Genomic DNA, 17,246 nt, shown 5'->3' with positions numbered 1-17,246 from the left:
CCGCGCCGGGTCGGCCAGTGCCTCCAAGGTCATCCTCGTGGCTCGCTCGCGCAGCTCATCGGGGTACTTCTTCTGTCCCATGACAGTGATCCTTCCGTGTCATCACTGCCTCCATCAAACCCGGGGCGATTCACACCTTGACCAGCGGGTCAGTCATGTTCCCGGCCAGACCCCAGGCGGCGAAGCAGGAGACCAGCAGGCAGAAGGGCACCACCATCCCGGGGTACAGGAATCCACGGCTGGAGCGGGCCTCCTGGGCGGGACCCGCCTCGACACCGGCCGCAGCGGGTCGGATGGCAGTCATGACAGCACGCCCTTCTTGAGGATGAGGTTTCCGTACAGGGCGGTCTCCCCGGTGACGACGACGGCGTAGACGCTCGGGGTGTAGTCGTAGAAGGCCATGCGCTCGATCGTCCTGACGCTCACGGGCCCGGCATCCTTCTCGGCCTCGTTCCAGATCTGCTCGTAGACGTCCCACACCGGGGGCCGGGGATCGTCACCGACCGTCTCCATGAGGGCCACCTGGTAGCTGCTGTACCGGTCCAGGGGCATGAGCGTGAGGATGGATCTCAGCAGGTCGGGAATCCCCAGTCCGTCGGCCCGCACCGTGGTGGGGTGGAGGTGGTGTCCGGGGAAGTTCGCGTCGGCCAGGAGGATCTCGTCCCCGTGGCCCATCTCGAGCAGGATCTTGACGAGGTCGGGTGAGAGGTTGGCGGGAATGTTGCGGAGCATCGTCGCTCCTTTCGTATGTGAGTTGGCGGGTGTTCGGGTCGTGGATGGATACGTGCTGGTGCGCCCCGGTCAGTGGGCGGTGGCGTTGAGCAGCCGCTCTCGCATGGCGTTGAAGGAGGCGGGATCCGTGATGGAGTCCGAGGCACCGACCTCGACGGGGCGGACGCTGCGGCGCAGCACCTCGCCACGCGTGGCCGGGTCGAGTACCCCGACGGCCTCGAGCTGGGCGAGGATGTTGCCCAGGGCGCTGGCCTCCGGGGTACCGACAACGACCCTGCGCTGGCAGGCCGCCGCCGTCATTGCCGGAAGAAGGCTGTTGCGCGCACCGCCTCCCACCAGGTGGATCGGGGCGGCGGGGTCGAGCAGGTCGCCGACGACGTCCTGCAGTCCCTGGGCGTAGGCGGCGTGGGCGCAGGCAAGGGACTCCAGGATGAGCCGGACCGTCTGCGCGGGCCCCTCAGGCGCCACCTCGTAGTGGAGGCGGCACCACTGGGCGATCTTGTCGGGCATGTCCCCGGGGGCTGCGAAGAGCTCGTCGTCGGGGTCGATCACCACGCCGAGCGAGGCGCACTCCCCCGCCGCCTTGACCAGCGCCCCTGTGTCGGGCTCGTTCCAGGATCGCTGGCACTCCTGGAGCAGCCAGAACCCAGTGAGGTTGCGCAGGAGCCGGATGCCTCCGTCGGTGCGGACCTCGTTGGTCAGTCCGGCTCGCAGCGCCGCCTCGCCCAGGACGGGTCGGGGAACGGTGGCCCCGATGAGGCTCCACGACCCCGAGGAGATGAACAGGCGCACCTCGTCATCCGCCAGTCCGAGCGCGTGGACGGCGCAGGCGGTGTCGTGCCCGCCGGGCCGCACGATGGTGATCCCCTCCGGCGTCGTCCCGGCCGCCGTGGCGTCGTCGACGAGCGGGGGCATCCACCGCTCGGGGATCCCGGCGGCCTCAAGCACCTGCGGCGACCAGTGGCGCGCCCCCGGCGAGGCGAGCCCGGTGGTCGAGGCGATCGCCCGCCCCGCCCCGACCGGGGCACCGAGCAGGTGCGCCACCAGGTCGGGCAGCGGCAGGAGACGGTCGACTCGCTCAACAAGGTCGGGCTCCTCCCTCAGGTCCGCGTAGAGCTGGTAGACCGTGTTGATCTGCTGGGGCAGGATGCCGGTCTCCCGCCAGGCCGCCTGCGGGGTGATGGCCCGGTCCAGGTCCGCGGCCCAGCGGGACATGCGCCGGTCGCGGTAGGCGCGTGGAGCGCGCAGCAGGGCGCCCTGGGCGTCGAGGAGTCCGTAGTCGACGCCCCAGGTGTCGATCCCGATGGAGTCGGGCAGGCGCCCCAGGCGCCGTGTCGCCTCGACGATGCTCCGACGAGCACCGTCCATGATGCGCTCGAGGTCCCAGGTGAGGGTGCCGTGGTCGTCCACCGCCCGGTGGTGGAGCCGGTAGACCTCCTCGGTGCTCACGACCCCTTGCCGGTAGCTTCCCAGAACCGCTCGCACGGAGCTGGAGCCGAGGTCGAGGGCGAGGGCGTGGTGCTCGGCACCCGGCCCGCTGTGGCCCGTGGTCGCACGGTGCTCGTCGGTGCTCGTCATGGCTGCGGTCCTTCAGCGGTAGAGGGGCCCGAAGGCGGCGCAGGCCCTGAAGTCGGCGCTCTCGGGCTCGGCGGTGCCGAAGGGGACCCAGGCCTTGGGGCGCAGGACCCTCTCGCGCTCGACGTTGTGCATGTAGACGGGGATGCGCAGCATCGAGGCCAGGGTGATGAGGTCGGCGCCGAAGTGCCCGTAGCCCGTGGCCGTGTGGTTGGCGCCCCAGTTGGCCATCCAGTCGTAGACGGAGGTGAAGGCGCCCTCGCCGGTCAGCCGCGGGACGAAGAAGGTCGTCGGCCAGGTCGGGTCGGTGCGGTTGACGATCTGGTCGCGCACGTCGTCGGGCAGCTCCACGGTCCAGCCCTCGGAGATCTGGAGGACCGGCCCCTGCCCGGCCACGAAGTTGAGGCGGGTCGCGGTCACGGGCATGCCGCCGGCGGTGGTGAAGTGGGTGGAGAACCCGCCTCCGGGGAAGTACTCGCGGGTGGCCGCGTGGAAGGTGGAGGCCTCCAGGTCGGCCTTGATGTCCGCCTCGGTGATCTCCCACCAGTGCTTGATGATCGGGTTGCCCTCGGCGTCCTTCTCCTGGCCGGTGGCGTTGAGGGTCGTCGCCCCGGAGTTGCGCAGGTCGATGAACCCGTGCTCCGCCCGGCCCTCAAGCCGGTAGCCGGTGACCCGCTCGACGGCCTCGGGGCTCCAGTAGGTGCGCACGTCACTGAAGAGCTGGGGGCGGTGGGTCAGGACGGAGTTGAAGAGCATGGCGACGGCGTTGCCGGCGTCGCCCTCCGTGGCGAAGACCTTCTCCGGTCGCTTGCCGTTCCAGTCGAAGGTGGTGTTGAGGAAGGTCTCGAGGATGTCGCCGTTGGGCTTGTAGTCCGTCCACTGGCGCTGTCCCTGGAAGCCGGCCGCGATGGCGTCGTGCCCGTCGGCCTCCTCGACGAAGCCCAGATCGGCCAGGGCGGGGTTGCCCTCCATGAGGTCACGGCCGATGAGGAGCATCTTGATGCAGTAGTCGAACTGCTCGTCGTACTCCTCCTGGGTGAAGCGGTTGGCCTCGGGGTTGCGGTTCTCCCCGATGGTGAGGTGCTCACGGGCCCAGGCCAGGGCGGTCTCGTACTCCTTGTGATCGTAGATGCCGTTGGCGATACGGCGGTCGATCTCGATCATGTCGATGTACTCGGCGCGCATCCCCAGGTAGTCGACGAAGAACTGCTCAGGGACGCGGCAGCCCGCGATACCCATGGAGACCGTCCCGATCGAGAGGTAGCTGCGCCCCTTCATGAGGCCCACGCCGAGGGCGGCGCGGGCGTAGCGCAGGATGTTCTCGACGACGTCGTCGGTCAGGCCGGAGGCATCGGCGTCCTGGACGTCATGACCGTAGATGCCGAAGCAGGGGATGCCCAGCATGTTGTAGGCGGCGGCCGCGGCGGCCAGGGTCACGGCCCCGGGGCGCTCGGTGCCGTTGAAGCCCCAGATGGCGTGCGGGATCGAGGGGTCGAGGTCGAGGACCTCGGTGATGTAGTTCCAGGAGGCGGTGACGGTCAGGTCGGCGCACACGTTCTCGGTGCGGAACTGCTCCTTGCAGCGGTTGGCCTCGGCCACTCCGCCGATCGCGGTCTCGGAGACGACGCAGCGCACCGGGCTGCCGTCGGGATAGGTCAGGTGGGAGGAGATGAGCTCGGCGACATCCTTGGCCAGCTGAGCGGTCTTGTCCTCGAGGGACTCCCTCACGCCGCGACGACGACCGTCGATGAGCGGACGGATTCCGATGGCGGGGTAGGACGCAGTGGGCATGACAGGTTCCTTTCACTGGGCGACGATGACCAGGACCCACATGAATGTGAGCGCAAACAAAGCATGACCCCAACCACTCGATAGTGTCAAGCATGAAAACAAAAGAACTCGACCATGGACATGGGAGCGCCAACATGAGACGATTCGTCGGTACCACCTCAGACGCAACGGGGCGCGCTGCGGTACGTCCCGAGGAAAGAGCTCATGATGCTTCTTCACGACGCCCGCCAGCAGATCACCGAGGCCTGCTCCCACCTGGCCGACGACGGGCTGGTCGTCGGCACCGCCGGTAACCTGTCCGTCAGGCAGGGGGACCTGGTCGCCATCACACCCTCGGGGCTGCCCTATCAGGAGATGCGGCCCGACCTGGTCGCCGTGGTCGACTACGTCACGGGTGAGCAGGTCGAGGGCCCTCTCAAGCCCGCCAGCGAGCTCGACCTGCACCTGACCGCGCTGCGGGCGACCGGTCAGCTCTCGGTGGTGCACACCCACTCCTACGCGGCCACCACCGTGGCCAGCCTCGAGGGCGTGAGCGCGCTTCCGGCCGTGCACTACTACATCTGCATGTTCGGCGGCAGCGATGTGCGGGTGGCGGACTACGCGATCTACGGCTCCCCCGAGCTGGCGTCCAATGTCGCCAAGGCCCTGGAGGGGCGCACTGCGGCCCTGATGAGCAACCACGGCTCCGTGGTGGCCGGACCCGACCTGGCCTCCACCTACGTCCTGGCCCAGGAGCTGGAGTGGGTCTGCGAGCTCTACCTGCGCACGCGCGCCGTCGGCACCCCCAAGATCCTCTCCGACGAGCAGATCGCGGCGGTCGCGCGCAAGATCCGGGACACCGGCTACGGCCAGCACGCGCCGACCGAGAAAGGATGAAGGGCCTGCGACGGCCGGCACGGACCAAGGCGGCGGCCCGGGAGGCCGGACCTCGCGTATGGTCTGACCATGACGAGGATCGTGGCCGGGACCGTGGGCGGGCGCAGGATCGAGGTGCCCCGGTCCGGGACGCGCCCCACCTCCGAGCGGGTGCGTGAGGCCCTCTTCGCCCGCCTGGACCACTACGGGGTGCTCGACGGCGCCCGAGTGGTGGACCTGTGCGCGGGCTCGGGCGCCCTGGGCCTGGAGGCGGCGAGTCGGGGCGCCGGCGACGTCGTACTCGTGGACTCCTCGCGCGCGGCGGCCGAGGTCTGCCGGCGCAACATCCGGGCGCTGGGCCTGCGCGAGGTGTCGGCGGTGACGGCGAAGGCGGCCGCGTTCCTGGCCGGCGGAGCGGGAGCCCCGGCGGACCTGGTGCTGATCGACCCGCCCTACGACCTGAGCGAGGAGGAGCTCACCGCGATGCTCAACCCCCTGACCCGCAGCGAGGATCCGTGGCTGGCCGCGAGCGCCGTCGTCGTCGTCGAGCGCTCCACGCGCTCACCGGAGCCCACCTGGCCTGCGGGGCTCAGACGTTTCGCGGACAAGCGGTACGGCGAGACCACGATCTGGTTCGCCGAGCCGGCCTGAACCGGACTGAACCGGTCCGTCACGCTCGCTCGAGGAAGGCCTGGGACTCCTCGTCGAGGCGCTCGATAATCGCCGCGGCCAGGGCCCGGTGCTCGCGCAGCTGCGGGTCGGCGGCCACGATCTGCTCGGCCTGGCGCCGCGCGGTGGCGATGAGCCGGGCATCGCGGGTGACGCGCAGCAGGTCCAGGCCCGAGGTGCGACCCGACTGCGAGGCTCCTAGGACGTCACCCTCACTGCGCAGGTCGAGGTCAGCCTCGGCCAGGGCGAATCCGTCCGTGGTGGAGGCGAAGGCCTTGAGCCGGTGGAAGGCGGTGGAGCCGACCTCCACCCCGGTGACCGCCACGCAGACCGACTCCCGGCTGCCGCGCCCGACCCGTCCGCGCAGCTGGTGTAGCTGGGACAGGCCGAAGCGGTCGGCGTCCAGGATGACCATCATGGAGGCCTCGGGCACATCCACCCCCACCTCGATGACCGTGGTGGCCACCAGGACGGGTACGTCTCCGGAGGCGAAGTCGGCCATGACGGCGGCCTTGTCCTCACTGCTCATGCGTCCGGTGAGAACTCCGACGCCGATCCCCTCCAAGGCGGGCTCGACCTCCAGGCGCTGCCTCCACTCCTCGACGGCGGCCAGGGGACGGTCGGGGCGCGGAGCGCTCTCAGCGGGATCGAGCAGGCCAGAGGCCTGGTCGGTATCGGCGTCGGAGGCCGCCACGGCCTCCGGCTCCACCTGCAGGGTCTCGTCATCACCAACCTCGATCCGCGGGCAGACGACGTAGACGCGTCCGCCGGCGGCGACCTCCTTGGCGGCGCGCCGCCAGATGCCCTCGACCCAGGAGGTGCGCGACCACGGGACGAGGTGGGTGGGAACGGGGCTGCGCCCGGCGGGCAGCTCATCGAGGACGGAGGTGGCCAGGTCGCCGAAGACCGTCATGGCGATGGTGCGCGGGATCGGGGTGGCGGTCATGACCAGCAGGTGGGGGGTGTGACGCCGGCCGGTGGCCGGGTCGGTGACACCGCCGCGCTCGCGCAGGGCGTCGCGCTGGGCGACGCCGAAGCGGTGCTGCTCGTCGACGACGACCAGACCGAGGAAGGGGATCTGCACCGTGTCCGACAGCAGGGCGTGGGTCCCCACGACGATGGCCGGCTCTCCGGCCGCCAACTCGGCCAGGATCCGACGCCGCTGGGCGGTCGGGGTGGAGCCGGTCAGCAGGTGGACCCGGGTGGCGCGCTCGGCACCGCCGAGCATCCCGAGACCGGCCAGGGGCCCGAGAACCGCCTCCAGTGAGGAGTGGTGCTGGGCGGCGAGCACCTCGGTGGGGGCCAGCAGGGCCGCCTGGCCCCCGCCGTCGACCACCTGAAGCATGGCGCGCAGGGCCACCAGGGTCTTGCCGCTGCCCACGTCGCCCTGGAGGAGGCGCTGCATGGGGACGGTGCGGGCCAGGTCGGCGGCGATCTCCCGGCCTACCCGTGCCTGTCCGTCGGTGAGCTCGTAGGGCAGGGCCGCGTCGAGATCCGCTCTCAGGGAGCCCGTCGCCTCCGGCTCGGGCCAGGCCACGGCGGTGCGGGTGGCCTCGTGGTGGGCTCGGCGCTGCGCCAGGGCCACCTGGAGGATGAGGGCCTCCTCATGACGCAACCGGCTTCGGGCGGCCTTCCACTGGTGGGCGTCGTCGGGCCGATGCACCCAGCGGTAGGCGGTGCAGGCGTCGACCAGGCCGGCTGAGCGCCGCAGCTCCTCGGGCAGGGGGTCGGGCACGTCGTCCGGCTCCAGCTGGTCCAGGACGGTGCGCACCGCCTTGGCCACCGACCAGGACGGGAGGGCCTCCGTGCCCGGGTAGATGGGCATGGGGCGGGCCAGCAGGGCCTCGCGCTCGGCCTCGTCGAGATCGTCGAGGACGTACAGGCGCGGGTTGGACAGCTGCTTGCGTCCGCGGTGAAGACCGACCTTGCCGCTCATGAGGACGGTGGTCCCGGGGGTCAGCTGGGTGGCGCGGGCACGCATCTGGCCCGCCGCGCCGAACTGGACGACGTCCATGGTCGAGACGCCGTCGGTGACCGTGGCCTCCATGAGCGCCGGCGCCCGGCCGGAGCGGGTGCGGCGGGAGGAGGCGCGCACGATCTGGGCCTGGATGGTGGCCTGCTCGCCCTTGACGAGCGTGCGCATGTCGGTCAGGTCTCCCCAGGTGTCGTAGCGCCGGGGCAGGAGGCGCAGCAGGTCGGCCCCGGTCTCCACTCCCTGCTTGGCGAGCTGGGCGGCGGTGCGCTTGCCCACGATCCGGGTCACGGGACGCTCGAGAAGGCCGACGCTGCCGGGGCGAGGCGCGCGGGTCGAGCGATCGGACGAGCTGGGCACGGCCTCCACCCTATGACGAGAGTCGCTGCCCGACGGCTACTCGATGGCGATGAGGACGTCGGGGTGCTCCTGGCCACCCGCGTGGACGGCGACCTCCACGTCCTCACCGACCACGTGCCCCCGCGCGCCCACCGCCGCGCTGGCGGCCAGGGCGCCGACGTCGCGGCCGGCGTTACGGCCGGTGATGACGGTGAGCAGCTCGTCGGAGGGCCGCAGCGCCGAGGCCACGGCATGAGCCACGGCATCGGCATCGGCCTGGACTCCGTTGAGGGCGATGGTGCGCAGGCCCGCGGCGGCGCTCCAGGCGCGGCGGGCCAGCTCGGCCAGCTCGGCCTCCTCGCTGCGTCCGGCCAGGGCGACGGTGGCCGCCAGGACCCGGGCCTCGTCGTCGGTGTCGCACACGAGGAGCTGGATGCCCTCGGCCGCGTAGCGCTCCGACGGCGCCCCCGCCTGCATCCCGGCTCGGGCGGCCTCGCGAGCGGCTCCGGCGTTGCGCGTTCCGGCCGGGGCTCGGACGGTGGAGACGGCGGAGCGGGCCGCCAGGAAGCGGGCGGCGTCATGGGCGGCCTCGGTGCAGGCGGCGTCACAGGGCAGCACGATGACCTGCGAGGACCCCAGGTCCGCGGCGGCGCGGGCGATCCCCTCCCTGTCGGGATCGAGGACGACGGCGGCGTCGGAGCGGGCGAGCTGCTCGATGAGCCCGGGGGCGCGGGTGCAGGCGATGACACCGACGCCGGACTGCCGCGAGCGCACGGCCAGACGCGGGCTCTCCACAGGTGCGGGACGGGGCGCGGCCGCCTGGGAGGGGTGCATCCGCACCGACTTGGCCTTGCGCTCGGCCCGACGGGCGGCCAGGCGCTCGAAGGAGACCACGTGGCCCGTGGGGTCGGAGTCGAGCGCTCCCCACGGGGACGGGGGCTCGTCGGTGGGGGCCACCAGGGCAGTGGGGTGGAGGTGGTGGATGCAGATCTGTCGGGCACGGCCCACATGCGGCAGGGCCGCGCGCGGCGTATCGGTGTGGACGTGGACCTGGTAGAGCCCCACGCCCAGGGCGTCAGGGGTGCCGACGACGCCGACGGAGTCGCCGACGAGCTCCAGGTCACGGCGCAGCTGACCGGCCTGGACCGCGGTCGCCTCCAGCAGGTACATGACCTCGAACTCACCGGTGGACATGCCCAGGGGCTCGGGACCGACGCTGTGCGGGACCCCGCCCTCGGCCAGGTCGGTGAGCATCTGACGGGCGACGGCCGTGTAGGGGGCGTGCTCGTCGGCGTCCTCGTGCCCCTGGCGCAGCTCCGGGGCCTCATCCGGCCCGCCGCCGGAGTCCCGGACCGCGTCAATGGTGTCCGACAGGCAGGTCAGCAGCAGCATGAAGGCCGCTCCCCCGGCATCCACCGGGCCGTGCCCGAGACCCGCGGTCTCGACGACGGACTCCTGGGCCCCGAAGGCGGCGGCGGAGGCGATGAGGCTCAGGGTCGCCGGCGAGCTCGCCGTCGCCTCCTCCAGGGCGGATCGGGCGGCCGTGGCCGCGTCCCTGGCGACCGACAGCAGGGTGCCGGCCACCGGGCGGGAGACAGCGGCCCAGGTGGTGTCCGCCATGGCCTCGTAGGCGTGCACGAGCTCGACGGGGCGCAGGCCGCTGGGGTCGGGAGCATCGGCGCAGACGTCGGCGAAGGCCGCCAGTGCCTGAGAGACCAGGAGCCCCGAGTTACCGCGGGCTCCGCGCACGGCCCCGTCGGCTGCGGCGCGGGCGACCTGGGCGGCATCGGCGGCCCGGCCCAGGCGGTGGAGCGCGTCGGAGGCCGAGCGCAGGGTGAGCAGCACGTTGGTTCCGGTGTCGGCGTCCGGCACGGGGAAGACATTGAGGACATCCACAAGATCACGGGTCTGATCGGCGACGATCTCCGCCAGCGCGATCCAGCGCCGCACTGCGGGCCCCTGCAGCACGTGGGTCCCGGAGACAGGGGTAGCGGGGCGGTGTCCTTGCGACTGCGCCATCTTCGCCTCCCCTGCGTCCTGGCTGCGGCCACCACACCGTGCGTCTCACGCTGCGAACACCTTCTGTTCCACTGCATGATCTGCATATGTGCTGGCGTTCAGCGAGCCTGGTTCACGGCTGGGCCGAGCCTCTGGGTTGATATGTGGTTTCAGAGTACCTGCCCGAACACATTCCTCCCACCGGAGAGGCCGGCCCTCACAACGCCCCGTTCTGGGCGTCAAAGAGCCAATTGGACACCCGAACCACTGACACGCTGGTCAAACTGCGTACCACCGCACCCGACTGAGGCAAACGTTCGTCATATGGTGAGATCCAGCACGTTTGAAACCGATCGATCATGCGGTTCCCACCCCGCGAAGAAGCCGCACATGTGCCCGAACCCACGCCCTCGCGGCTTGGGAGGCGGTCAGAGGGTCCGCTATTGTTTTCGGGTTGCCCAGCGCTCCGCGCCTGGGCGGTAAGACCTGGCGCCAGGCACCGGCCTGAGCGTTGAAGCATTGAAGATCAGGAGTGAGACCGTGGCTGCTGTGTGCGACGTTTGCGGCAAGGGCCCCATCTTCGGCAAGAGCGTCTCGCACTCCCACGTGCGGACCAACCGCCGGTGGAACCCCAACATCCAGCGCGTGCGTGCTCTCGTCAACGGCGCCCCCAAGCGCCTCAACGTGTGCACGTCCTGCCTCAAGGCCGGCAAGGTGACGCGCAACATCTGAGCGTATCGCCTCGAGTCCTTCGAGCACGGGGCCGCCGCTGCGCAAGCAGTCGGCGGCCTTTGTCGTGATCCGGCACGTTCTGGCGGAACTCGCTCAGGCCCCGGCGAAGTGGTCCCACCCGGCGTGCTCCTGGGCCGGTTCTCCCCCCAGGAGCACTCCCGGCCGGTGTCCCAGTGCGCGAGCCCGTGGGGTTCCGGGGTCCAGGACGCGGCCGATCACCCTGGCATCCGCCGGGAGGTGCCCTACGGCGGCGGGGACGGTGGCGAGCATCCCGTGGTCCTCTCCCCCGGTGAGCAGCCAGCTGCGGGCCAGGGTGCGTGTCGCCGGTGCCGCCCCGTCGGTCACGAGGGCGGCGACCGGCTCCAGGAAGGACAGGTCAGGCAGGTCGTCCGGGTCATCCAGGTCGATGACGACGCCGCTGGCCCGGGCGATCCGTCCTGCATCGCGCAGCAGTCCGTCCGAGACGTCCATCATGGAGGTGGCGCCGGCGTCGGCCAGGGCGGGGCCGGCCGCGAGGGCCGGGGTGGGCGCCCGGAAGGCTGCCAGGCAGCTCCGTGCCTGAGCCGGGCTCCCGTCCCGTTCGACGGCGGCCACGACCTGTGGCCCGGCGCTGAGCAGCGCCAGTCCCGCCGCGCTGCGCCCCAGGGTGCCGGCGTGGACGACGAGGTCCCCGGGGCGGGCACCGCTTCGCAGGACCGGTGTCCTGCCCTCGAGGTCCCCCAGGACCGTGACGGCCACGACCAGCGACTCCCCACCGCTGAGGTCACCGCCGACGACACCCGCCCCGCAGGGCCCGCAGCCCTGAGCCAGACCCTCGGCGAAGTCCCGCACCCATGCCACCGGCGTGGCCGGCGGCATGACCAGGCCGATGACGAGGGCGACCGGTCGGGCCCCCATGGCGGCGGCGTCGGCGAGGTTCTGGGCCGCGGCCCGCGCGCCGACGTCGCGCCCCGTGGACCACTCGGTGCGGAAGTGGTGCCCCTCGACCAGGACGTCGGTGCTCACCGCCGTGCGCGTATCGGGGAAGGACAGGACCGCGCAGTCGTCCCCGGTGCCGACCGGGGCCTGCGCGGCGCGCGGCAGGAGGGGGGTGATGACGGCGAGGAGCTCCTCCTCGCTGAGATCTCCGACCCGCTCACCCCCACCGCCGAGGGGAGCCGGCTCAGCGGTTGACATCGGTGGAGCGGGCCAGGGCCAGCTCGATGAGCTCGGAGACCAGGTCGGTGTACTCCAGGCCGGAGACCTGCCACATGTAGGGATACATGGAGAAGGGGGTGAAGCCGGGCATCGTGTTGATCTCGTTGACGACGGCCTCGCCGCTGGGCGTGAGGAAGAAGTCGACGCGGGCCAGCCCCTCGCAGCCCACGGCCTCGAAGGCCCGGGCGGCGGTGTCCATGATGAGGGCTCTCTCCTCGGCGCCGATGCGCGCCGGGCAGACCATGGCGACGGCGTCGTGGGCCAAGTACTTGGTCTCGAAGTCGTAGAACTCACCGGCGCCCTGGGAGACGTCCATGGCGATCTCACCGGGCTCGGCCACCCGAGGGGCGTCGTCGCCCGGCCCCTCAAGGACGGCGACCTCGACCTCGCGTCCCACGATTCCGCTCTCCACGAGGACCTTGGGGTCGACGGCCCGGGCCGCCTCGATCGCGCCGGGCAGGTCCTCGGGGCGCTCGACCTTGCTGATGCCCAGGGAGGAGCCGGCACGAGCGGGCTTGACGAACAGGGGGTAGCTCAAGGACCGGCAGGCCTCCAGGATCGCCTCGGGGTCGCGCTTCCAGGCGTGGGGGCCGACGACGACGTGCGGCGCCGTGGCGATGCCGGCCGCCCCCAGGAGCACCTTGGTGACCTGCTTGTCCATGCCCGCGGCGCTGGCCAGCACCCCGCAGCCGACGTAGGGCACCCCCATCATCTCCAGCATTCCCTGGATGGTCCCGTCCTCGCCGTAGGGTCCGTGCAGGAGCGGCAGGACGACGTCGACCCGCCCCAGCACCTGCGGGCCCGTGGGGCCGAGCATGCTCAGCTCGCCGCCTCCCAGCGGGGCGGTGAGGACGCCCCGACCCAGCCCGTCAGCGGTGATCGTCACCGGCGGACGGCTGTCGCTGAGCTCAAGGGCGGCCGGATCGTCCTCAACGATCACCCACTGGCCCTCGGGAGTGATGCCCACGGGAAGGACCTCGTAGCGGTCTCGGTCGATGGCCGACAGGACCCCGGCGGCGGTGGCGCAGGAGATCGTGTGCTCGCCGCTGCGGCCGCCGAAGACGACGGCGACACGCACCTTGGACTTGTCAGGACGGGGAACGGAGGGGCCGGTTTCCTGGAGGTCTGTCATAGGTCCCACGCTACCGCGCGGGGACCCGTATGCTGTTAACGTACAAAGAATCCCGGTACAAAGCGGGCGCCTCGCGCTCCCTCGTGAAAGAAGGCAATGATGCCCCACCGTCGCCCCGTCATGCCGCTCAACCTGCTGACCGGAACCGTGACCGGCACCGTGGCCGTCACGGCCCTGGTACTCAGCGCCTGCTCGGTGAGTACATCGTCGCCCTCCTCCGCCTCAACCGTTGCCGACGGAGCCGGGACACCGGGGGCATCCGCGTCCCAGGCTGCGGCCGAGACAGCGGCTCCGCCCACCCACCCGCACCAGAACAGCTCGGACGCCCCGGACTGGGGAGCCGGCTCCCAGGGCCAGCAGGCCTCCGAGGGCAGCACCCTCACGGTGGCCGACGTCAGGGTCGGGAACCACCCCGATGAGGGCTACAGCCGGTTCGTGGTGGAGTTCGACGGCCAGGGAACGCCCGGCTGGAGCCAGCCGCAGTGGGACATCCCGGCCTCCACCATGGGCAAGGGCGACCCGATCGAGGTTGAGGGGGACTACACGATGGTGATCCGGGGCAGCGGTGTGGCCGCTGTCCCTCCGGAGGGACAGCGAGTCAGCGGCCATCGGCAGATCGAGCTCGACGACTCCGCCAACGATGACCGCAGCATCGACTCGGCCTACATCGACCCCGGCTTCGAGGGCGAGTTCCAGGTGGTGCTGGGTACCGACTCCCAGACCTACCGGGTCTTCAGCCTCACCAACCCCACGCGCCTGGTCATCGACATCGCCCACAACTGAGTGCCGAGGCGCAGCCGGCGCCCACGGTCATGACCGGGCGCTAGGTCTGAGACGGGGCCGCGTGGACGCCCTCGGCCTTGCGGGGGCGGGCCAGCAGCGCATCCGTCACCTGGGCGACACTGGCAGCGCCCTCGACGACAGCGACGACACCGGCAGTGATCGGCATGTCCACGCCGTGGGAGCGGGCCAGGTCGAGGACGGCGCGGGCGGACTTGGCCCCCTCGGCCACGCCCCGGGAGGCCGCGGCCGCAGCGGCCACGCTCATCCCCTCACCGAGGTGGCGACCGAAGGTCTGGTTACGGCTCAGGGGCGAGGAGCAGGTGGCCACCAGATCCCCCATGCCGGCCAGCCCGGCGAAGGTCTCAGGACGGGCACCGAGCTCCAGGCCCAGGCGGGTGATCTCCACCAGGCCCCGGGTGATGATCGTGGCCTTGGAGTTGTCCCCCAGCCCCCGGCCCGCGGCGGCGCCGACGGCCAGGGCGATGACGTTCTTGACCGCCCCGCACAGCTCGACGCCAAGGACATCGGTATTCGTGTAGGGGCGGAAGGCTCCGGTGGCGCACATGGCGGCGATCCGGGCGGCGACCTGCTCGTCGTCGGCGGCCACCACGGTGGCGGTGGGCTGGCCCGCGGCGATCTCATCGGCGAGATTGGGCCCAGAGACGACGACGACGCGGGAGCGGTCGATGCCCAGGGCCTCGGCCAGCACCTCGCTCATCCGCAGCCCGGTGCCCAACTCAACGCCCTTCATGAGGGAGACGGCCACGGCATCGTCTGCCAGGGCGCCACGAGCGGGCTCCAGGACCCCACGGGCCTCCTGGGAGGGCACGGCCACGACGACGACGCCCGCCCCCTCGACGGCTCCGGCCAGGTCCGTGGTGGCCGTGACCCCCGGTGGCAGGCGGTGGCCGGGAACGTAGCGCTCGTTGGTTCCGGCGTTGATCTCATCGGACACCTCCCGGCGCCGGGCCCAGATCGTCGTCGGGGTGCCCGCCTGGGCGAGGAGGCTCGCAAAGGTGGTGCCCCAGGCGCCCGAGCCGATGACGGCCGCCCGCCGCACCGGGACCGCATCGATGCCGCTCACTGCCCGTCCTCCCCCCGACGCTCGTCAGTCTCCTCGGCCTCCGCGTTCCCGTCGGTGACGGCCTCGGGCAGCGGGTCGGGACGGCGCACTCCGATCCTGCCCTTGCCGGGGTCGCCGTCGTAGTGCATGTCGAAGGGCCGGGGGGCCTTCTCGCCCCGCAGCTCCTCCACCAGGGCGGTGATGGCCCGCATGATCTCGGCGGTGCAGGCGCGCACGGCCTCGCGGTCCTGGGTGTCCGTCCCGAAGCGGGACAGGTCCATGAGCTCACCGATGGTGACGCGCACGTCCTTGCGCGGGAAGGGGCGGAAGGAGCGCCCGTAGGTGTCCAGGATCTCGTGGGCGCCCCACTGCCCCATGGGCAGGACGGGTGCGCCGCTGGTCATGGCCAGCCTGGCGGCCCCGGTCTTGGCAACCATCGGCCACTTGAGGGGGTCCCGGGAGAGCGTGCCCTCGGGGAAGATCATGATGGCCCCGCCCTCGGCCAGGACGTCACTGGCGGCCTTGAGGGCCGTGGCCGCGTTCTGGGTGCCCCGCTGAACCGGGATCTGACCGCCGGCCCGCAGGATGGAGCCGAGCACCGGCACCTTGAACAGGGTGGACTTGGCCAGGGAGTAGACGGGTACGTCGGCGTCGACCAGGGCGCGCATGGCCGTGAGCGAGTCGAGGTCGGTCAGGTGGTTGGCCACGGCGATGAAGCCGCCCTCGCGGGGGATGTTCTCCAGGCCGGTCACCTTCTGCCTGGAGACCATCTTGAGGAACGGGATGATCGCCCCGCGTGCGGCGAAGCGGTAGAACGGAGTCATGGGGCGTGTTGCAGGCACGGGTGAACTCTATCCGTTCAGGGAGCTCTCCGAGCCCCACCCGCTCCTGCACCGGCCCCGGACGTCAATGACGCGGGGACGGCGCTGCCTGACGTTCCCGATCAGGCCAGGCGCGTGACGGCCGCGTTGAGGGACTCCAGCTTGGACATGAAGTGCTCATAGCCGCGGTCGATGAGGTTGACGCCCTCGACCCGGCTGGTGCCCTCGGCGGTCAGGGCCGCGATGAGGTGGGAGAAGCCGCCGCGCAGGTCCGGCACGACGATGTCGGCGCCGGTCAGCGGCGTCGGGCCGGAGACGACCGCGGAGTGATAGAAGTTGCGCTGCCCGAAGCGGCACTCGGTTCCGCCCAGGCACTCGCGGTAGACCTGGATGGTGGCCCCCATCTTGCGAAGCGCACCGGTGAAGCCGAAGCGGTTCTCGTAGACGGTCTCGTGGACGATGGACAGGCCCTGGGCCTGGGTGAGCGCCACGACGAGGGGCTGCTGCCAGTCGGTCATGAAGCCGGGGTGGACGTTGGTCTCCACCACGATCGAGCGCAGGTCCCCGCCGGGATGGTAGAAGCGGATGCCCTCGTCGGTGACGTCGAAGGCGCCTCCCACCTTGCGGAAGGTGTTGAGGAAGGTGGTCATGTGGCTCTGGTGGGCGCCGCGCACGAACACGTCGCCGCGGGTGGCCAGCGCGGCCGAGGCCCAGGAGGCCGCCTCGATGCGGTCGGGCAGGGCCGAGTGAGTGTAGCCGCACAGCTCGTCGACGCCCTCGACGTGGATGGTGCGGTCGGTGTCCACCGAGATGATGGCGCCCATCTTCTGCAGGACGTCGACCAGGTCCATGATCTCGGGCTCGACGGCCGCGTTTCGCAGCTCGGTCAGCCCGTGGGCGCGCACGGCGGTGAGCAGGGTCTGCTCGGTGGCGCCGACCGAGGGATAGGGGAGCTCGATGACGGTACCGTTGAGGCCGGCCGGCGCAGTCAGCCGGATGCCCTGGGCCTGCTTGTCGACCGTCGCGCCGAACTGGCGCAGGATCTCCAGGTGGAAGTCGATGGGGCGGTCGCCGATGCGGCACCCGCCCAGGTCGGGGATGAAGGCCTCCCCCAGGCGGTGCAGGAGCGGACCGCAGAAGAGGATCGGAATGCGCGAGGAGCCGGCGTGCGCGTCGATGTCGGCCATGTGCGCGGACTCGACCTTGGAGGAGTCCAGCTGAAGAACGCCCTCGCGCTGGTCGTAGTCGATGCTCACGCCGTGCAGACTCAGCAGCCCCGAGACCACGTCGACATCGCGGATGAGCGGGACGTTGCGCAGCACCGAGGGGGATGACCCCAGCAGGGCCGCCACCATCGCCTTGGGAACCAGGTTCTTGGCTCCCCGGACGGTGATCTCACCAGTCAGCGGGCGACCGCCCTCGACCTGGAGCAGACCGTCGACCATGCGCACCTCCATGACGTCATCTGGGCGTGCCGTGCGCGTGAGCCGGGTGCCCATCCTCACGCGGGCGCGTGAGGCCGTCCCAGCATAAGCGCACCGGAGGGGCTCCCAGGACCGTTTTCAGACTCGTATCAGGTGGCCTTCG

14 protein-coding genes and 1 pseudogene are annotated in these 17,246 nt (G+C 71.3%); 4 read left to right on the top strand and 11 right to left on the bottom strand.

Annotated elements, in window-relative coordinates:
* Positions 1-133: 133 nt before the first annotated feature.
* The 4 genes and pseudogenes from HCR68_RS11760 to HCR68_RS11745 all read right to left on the bottom strand — a co-directional run.
* Positions 134-304, bottom strand: a pseudogene (locus HCR68_RS11760) (L-fucose:H+ symporter permease); the annotation flags it as partial.
* The gene (locus HCR68_RS11755) at positions 301-732 is read right to left on the bottom strand and encodes an RbsD/FucU domain-containing protein (protein WP_126413193.1); all 432 of its coding nucleotides are present in this window, start codon (positions 730-732) and stop codon (positions 301-303) included. The pseudogene HCR68_RS11760 and the gene HCR68_RS11755, both read right to left, overlap by 4 nt.
* A gap of 69 nt (positions 733-801) precedes the next feature.
* Complete coding sequence (locus tag HCR68_RS11750; protein WP_167149698.1) at positions 802-2,310, bottom strand: FGGY-family carbohydrate kinase; 1,509 nt, start codon at positions 2,308-2,310, stop codon at positions 802-804.
* A 12-nt stretch (positions 2,311-2,322) separates the two neighbouring features.
* A complete protein-coding gene (locus HCR68_RS11745) occupies positions 2,323-4,098 on the bottom strand; it encodes an L-fucose isomerase (RefSeq protein ID WP_167149696.1) in 1,776 nt (591 codons plus the stop codon).
* Between the two features lie 207 nt (positions 4,099-4,305).
* Between HCR68_RS11745 and HCR68_RS11740 the strand changes: the two genes are divergently transcribed.
* Together HCR68_RS11740 and rsmD are read left to right on the top strand one after the other, a co-directional pair.
* Positions 4,306-4,974 carry a class II aldolase/adducin family protein gene (locus HCR68_RS11740; protein ID WP_167149704.1) on the top strand — a complete coding sequence of 223 codons (669 nt, stop codon included), beginning with the start codon at positions 4,306-4,308 and terminating at the stop codon, positions 4,972-4,974.
* 69 nt (positions 4,975-5,043) lie between these two features.
* Entirely contained in the window at positions 5,044-5,604 is a 561-nt protein-coding gene (rsmD, locus tag HCR68_RS11735; RefSeq protein WP_167149694.1) for a 16S rRNA (guanine(966)-N(2))-methyltransferase RsmD, read from the top strand.
* 19 nt (positions 5,605-5,623) lie between these two features.
* Here rsmD and HCR68_RS11730 read toward each other — a convergent pair whose 3' ends face one another.
* Positions 5,624-7,885 (bottom strand): ATP-dependent DNA helicase RecG, encoded by a 2,262-nt coding sequence (locus HCR68_RS11730; RefSeq protein ID WP_167149702.1) that lies wholly within the window; start codon positions 7,883-7,885, stop codon positions 5,624-5,626.
* Positions 7,886-7,990: 105 nt separating this feature from the next.
* Positions 7,991-9,952, bottom strand: a complete 1,962-nt coding sequence (locus HCR68_RS11725) for a DAK2 domain-containing protein (RefSeq protein ID WP_167149692.1) — start codon at positions 9,950-9,952, stop codon at positions 7,991-7,993.
* Positions 9,953-10,471: 519 nt separating this feature from the next.
* On the opposite strand from HCR68_RS11725, the gene rpmB reads away from it, so the two are divergent.
* Positions 10,472-10,663 (top strand): 50S ribosomal protein L28, encoded by a 192-nt coding sequence (gene rpmB / locus HCR68_RS11720; RefSeq protein ID WP_003785965.1) that lies wholly within the window; start codon positions 10,472-10,474, stop codon positions 10,661-10,663.
* A 93-nt stretch (positions 10,664-10,756) separates the two neighbouring features.
* Here the strand turns inward: rpmB and HCR68_RS11715 are convergent, their stop codons facing one another.
* Together HCR68_RS11715 and HCR68_RS11710 are read right to left on the bottom strand one after the other, a co-directional pair.
* A complete protein-coding gene (locus HCR68_RS11715; RefSeq protein WP_167149690.1) occupies positions 10,757-11,839 on the bottom strand; it encodes a thiamine-phosphate kinase in 1,083 nt (360 codons plus the stop codon).
* Positions 11,826-12,992: a D-alanine--D-alanine ligase family protein gene (locus HCR68_RS11710; RefSeq protein WP_167149688.1), complete on the bottom strand. Its 1,167-nt coding sequence runs from the start codon at positions 12,990-12,992 to the stop codon at positions 11,826-11,828. Before HCR68_RS11710 ends, HCR68_RS11715 begins: the two co-directional genes overlap by 14 nt.
* A 99-nt stretch (positions 12,993-13,091) precedes the next feature.
* Here HCR68_RS11710 and HCR68_RS11705 point away from each other — a divergent pair, with 99 nt between their 5' ends.
* A complete protein-coding gene (locus HCR68_RS11705) occupies positions 13,092-13,775 on the top strand; it encodes an AMIN domain-containing protein (protein ID WP_167149686.1) in 684 nt (227 codons plus the stop codon).
* Between the two features lie 40 nt (positions 13,776-13,815).
* Here the strand turns inward: HCR68_RS11705 and HCR68_RS11700 are convergent, their stop codons facing one another.
* The 3 genes from HCR68_RS11700 to murA form a co-directional block, all read right to left on the bottom strand.
* The gene (locus HCR68_RS11700) at positions 13,816-14,859 is read right to left on the bottom strand and encodes an NAD(P)H-dependent glycerol-3-phosphate dehydrogenase (protein ID WP_167149684.1); all 1,044 of its coding nucleotides are present in this window, start codon (positions 14,857-14,859) and stop codon (positions 13,816-13,818) included.
* Positions 14,856-15,662, bottom strand: a complete 807-nt coding sequence (locus HCR68_RS11695; RefSeq protein ID WP_243859083.1) for a lysophospholipid acyltransferase family protein — start codon at positions 15,660-15,662, stop codon at positions 14,856-14,858. Before HCR68_RS11695 ends, HCR68_RS11700 begins: the two co-directional genes overlap by 4 nt.
* Positions 15,663-15,781: 119 nt before the next feature.
* Complete coding sequence (murA, locus tag HCR68_RS11690) at positions 15,782-17,104, bottom strand: UDP-N-acetylglucosamine 1-carboxyvinyltransferase (RefSeq protein ID WP_167149680.1); 1,323 nt, start codon at positions 17,102-17,104, stop codon at positions 15,782-15,784.
* Positions 17,105-17,246 lie beyond the last annotated feature (142 nt).

This window comes from Actinomyces sp. ZJ308 (assembly GCF_011752065.1).
In the GTDB taxonomy this organism is placed as follows: Bacteria; Actinomycetota; Actinomycetes; order Actinomycetales; family Actinomycetaceae; genus Actinomyces.
This window is presented reverse-complemented; position numbering and strand designations above follow the sequence as displayed.

Bases quoted from the DNA above. Each gene is read 5' to 3' on its own strand.
- HCR68_RS11755 (WP_126413193.1), bottom strand. From the start codon at position 732: ATGCTCCGCAACATTCCCGCCAACCTCTCACCCGACCTCGTCAAGATC.
- HCR68_RS11750 (WP_167149698.1), bottom strand. From the start codon at position 2,310: ATGACGAGCACCGACGAGCACCGTGCGACCACGGGCCACAGCGGGCCG.
- HCR68_RS11745 (WP_167149696.1), bottom strand. From the start codon at position 4,098: ATGCCCACTGCGTCCTACCCCGCCATCGGAATCCGTCCGCTCATCGAC.
- HCR68_RS11740 (WP_167149704.1), top strand. From the start codon at position 4,306: ATGCTTCTTCACGACGCCCGCCAGCAGATCACCGAGGCCTGCTCCCAC.
- rsmD (WP_167149694.1), top strand. From the start codon at position 5,044: ATGACGAGGATCGTGGCCGGGACCGTGGGCGGGCGCAGGATCGAGGTG.
- HCR68_RS11725 (WP_167149692.1), bottom strand. From the start codon at position 9,952: ATGGCGCAGTCGCAAGGACACCGCCCCGCTACCCCTGTCTCCGGGACC.
- HCR68_RS11715 (WP_167149690.1), bottom strand. From the start codon at position 11,839: ATGTCAACCGCTGAGCCGGCTCCCCTCGGCGGTGGGGGTGAGCGGGTC.
- HCR68_RS11710 (WP_167149688.1), bottom strand. From the start codon at position 12,992: ATGACAGACCTCCAGGAAACCGGCCCCTCCGTTCCCCGTCCTGACAAG.
- HCR68_RS11705 (WP_167149686.1), top strand. From the start codon at position 13,092: ATGCCCCACCGTCGCCCCGTCATGCCGCTCAACCTGCTGACCGGAACC.
- HCR68_RS11695 (WP_243859083.1), bottom strand. From the start codon at position 15,662: ATGACTCCGTTCTACCGCTTCGCCGCACGCGGGGCGATCATCCCGTTC.
- murA (WP_167149680.1), bottom strand. From the start codon at position 17,104: ATGGTCGACGGTCTGCTCCAGGTCGAGGGCGGTCGCCCGCTGACTGGT.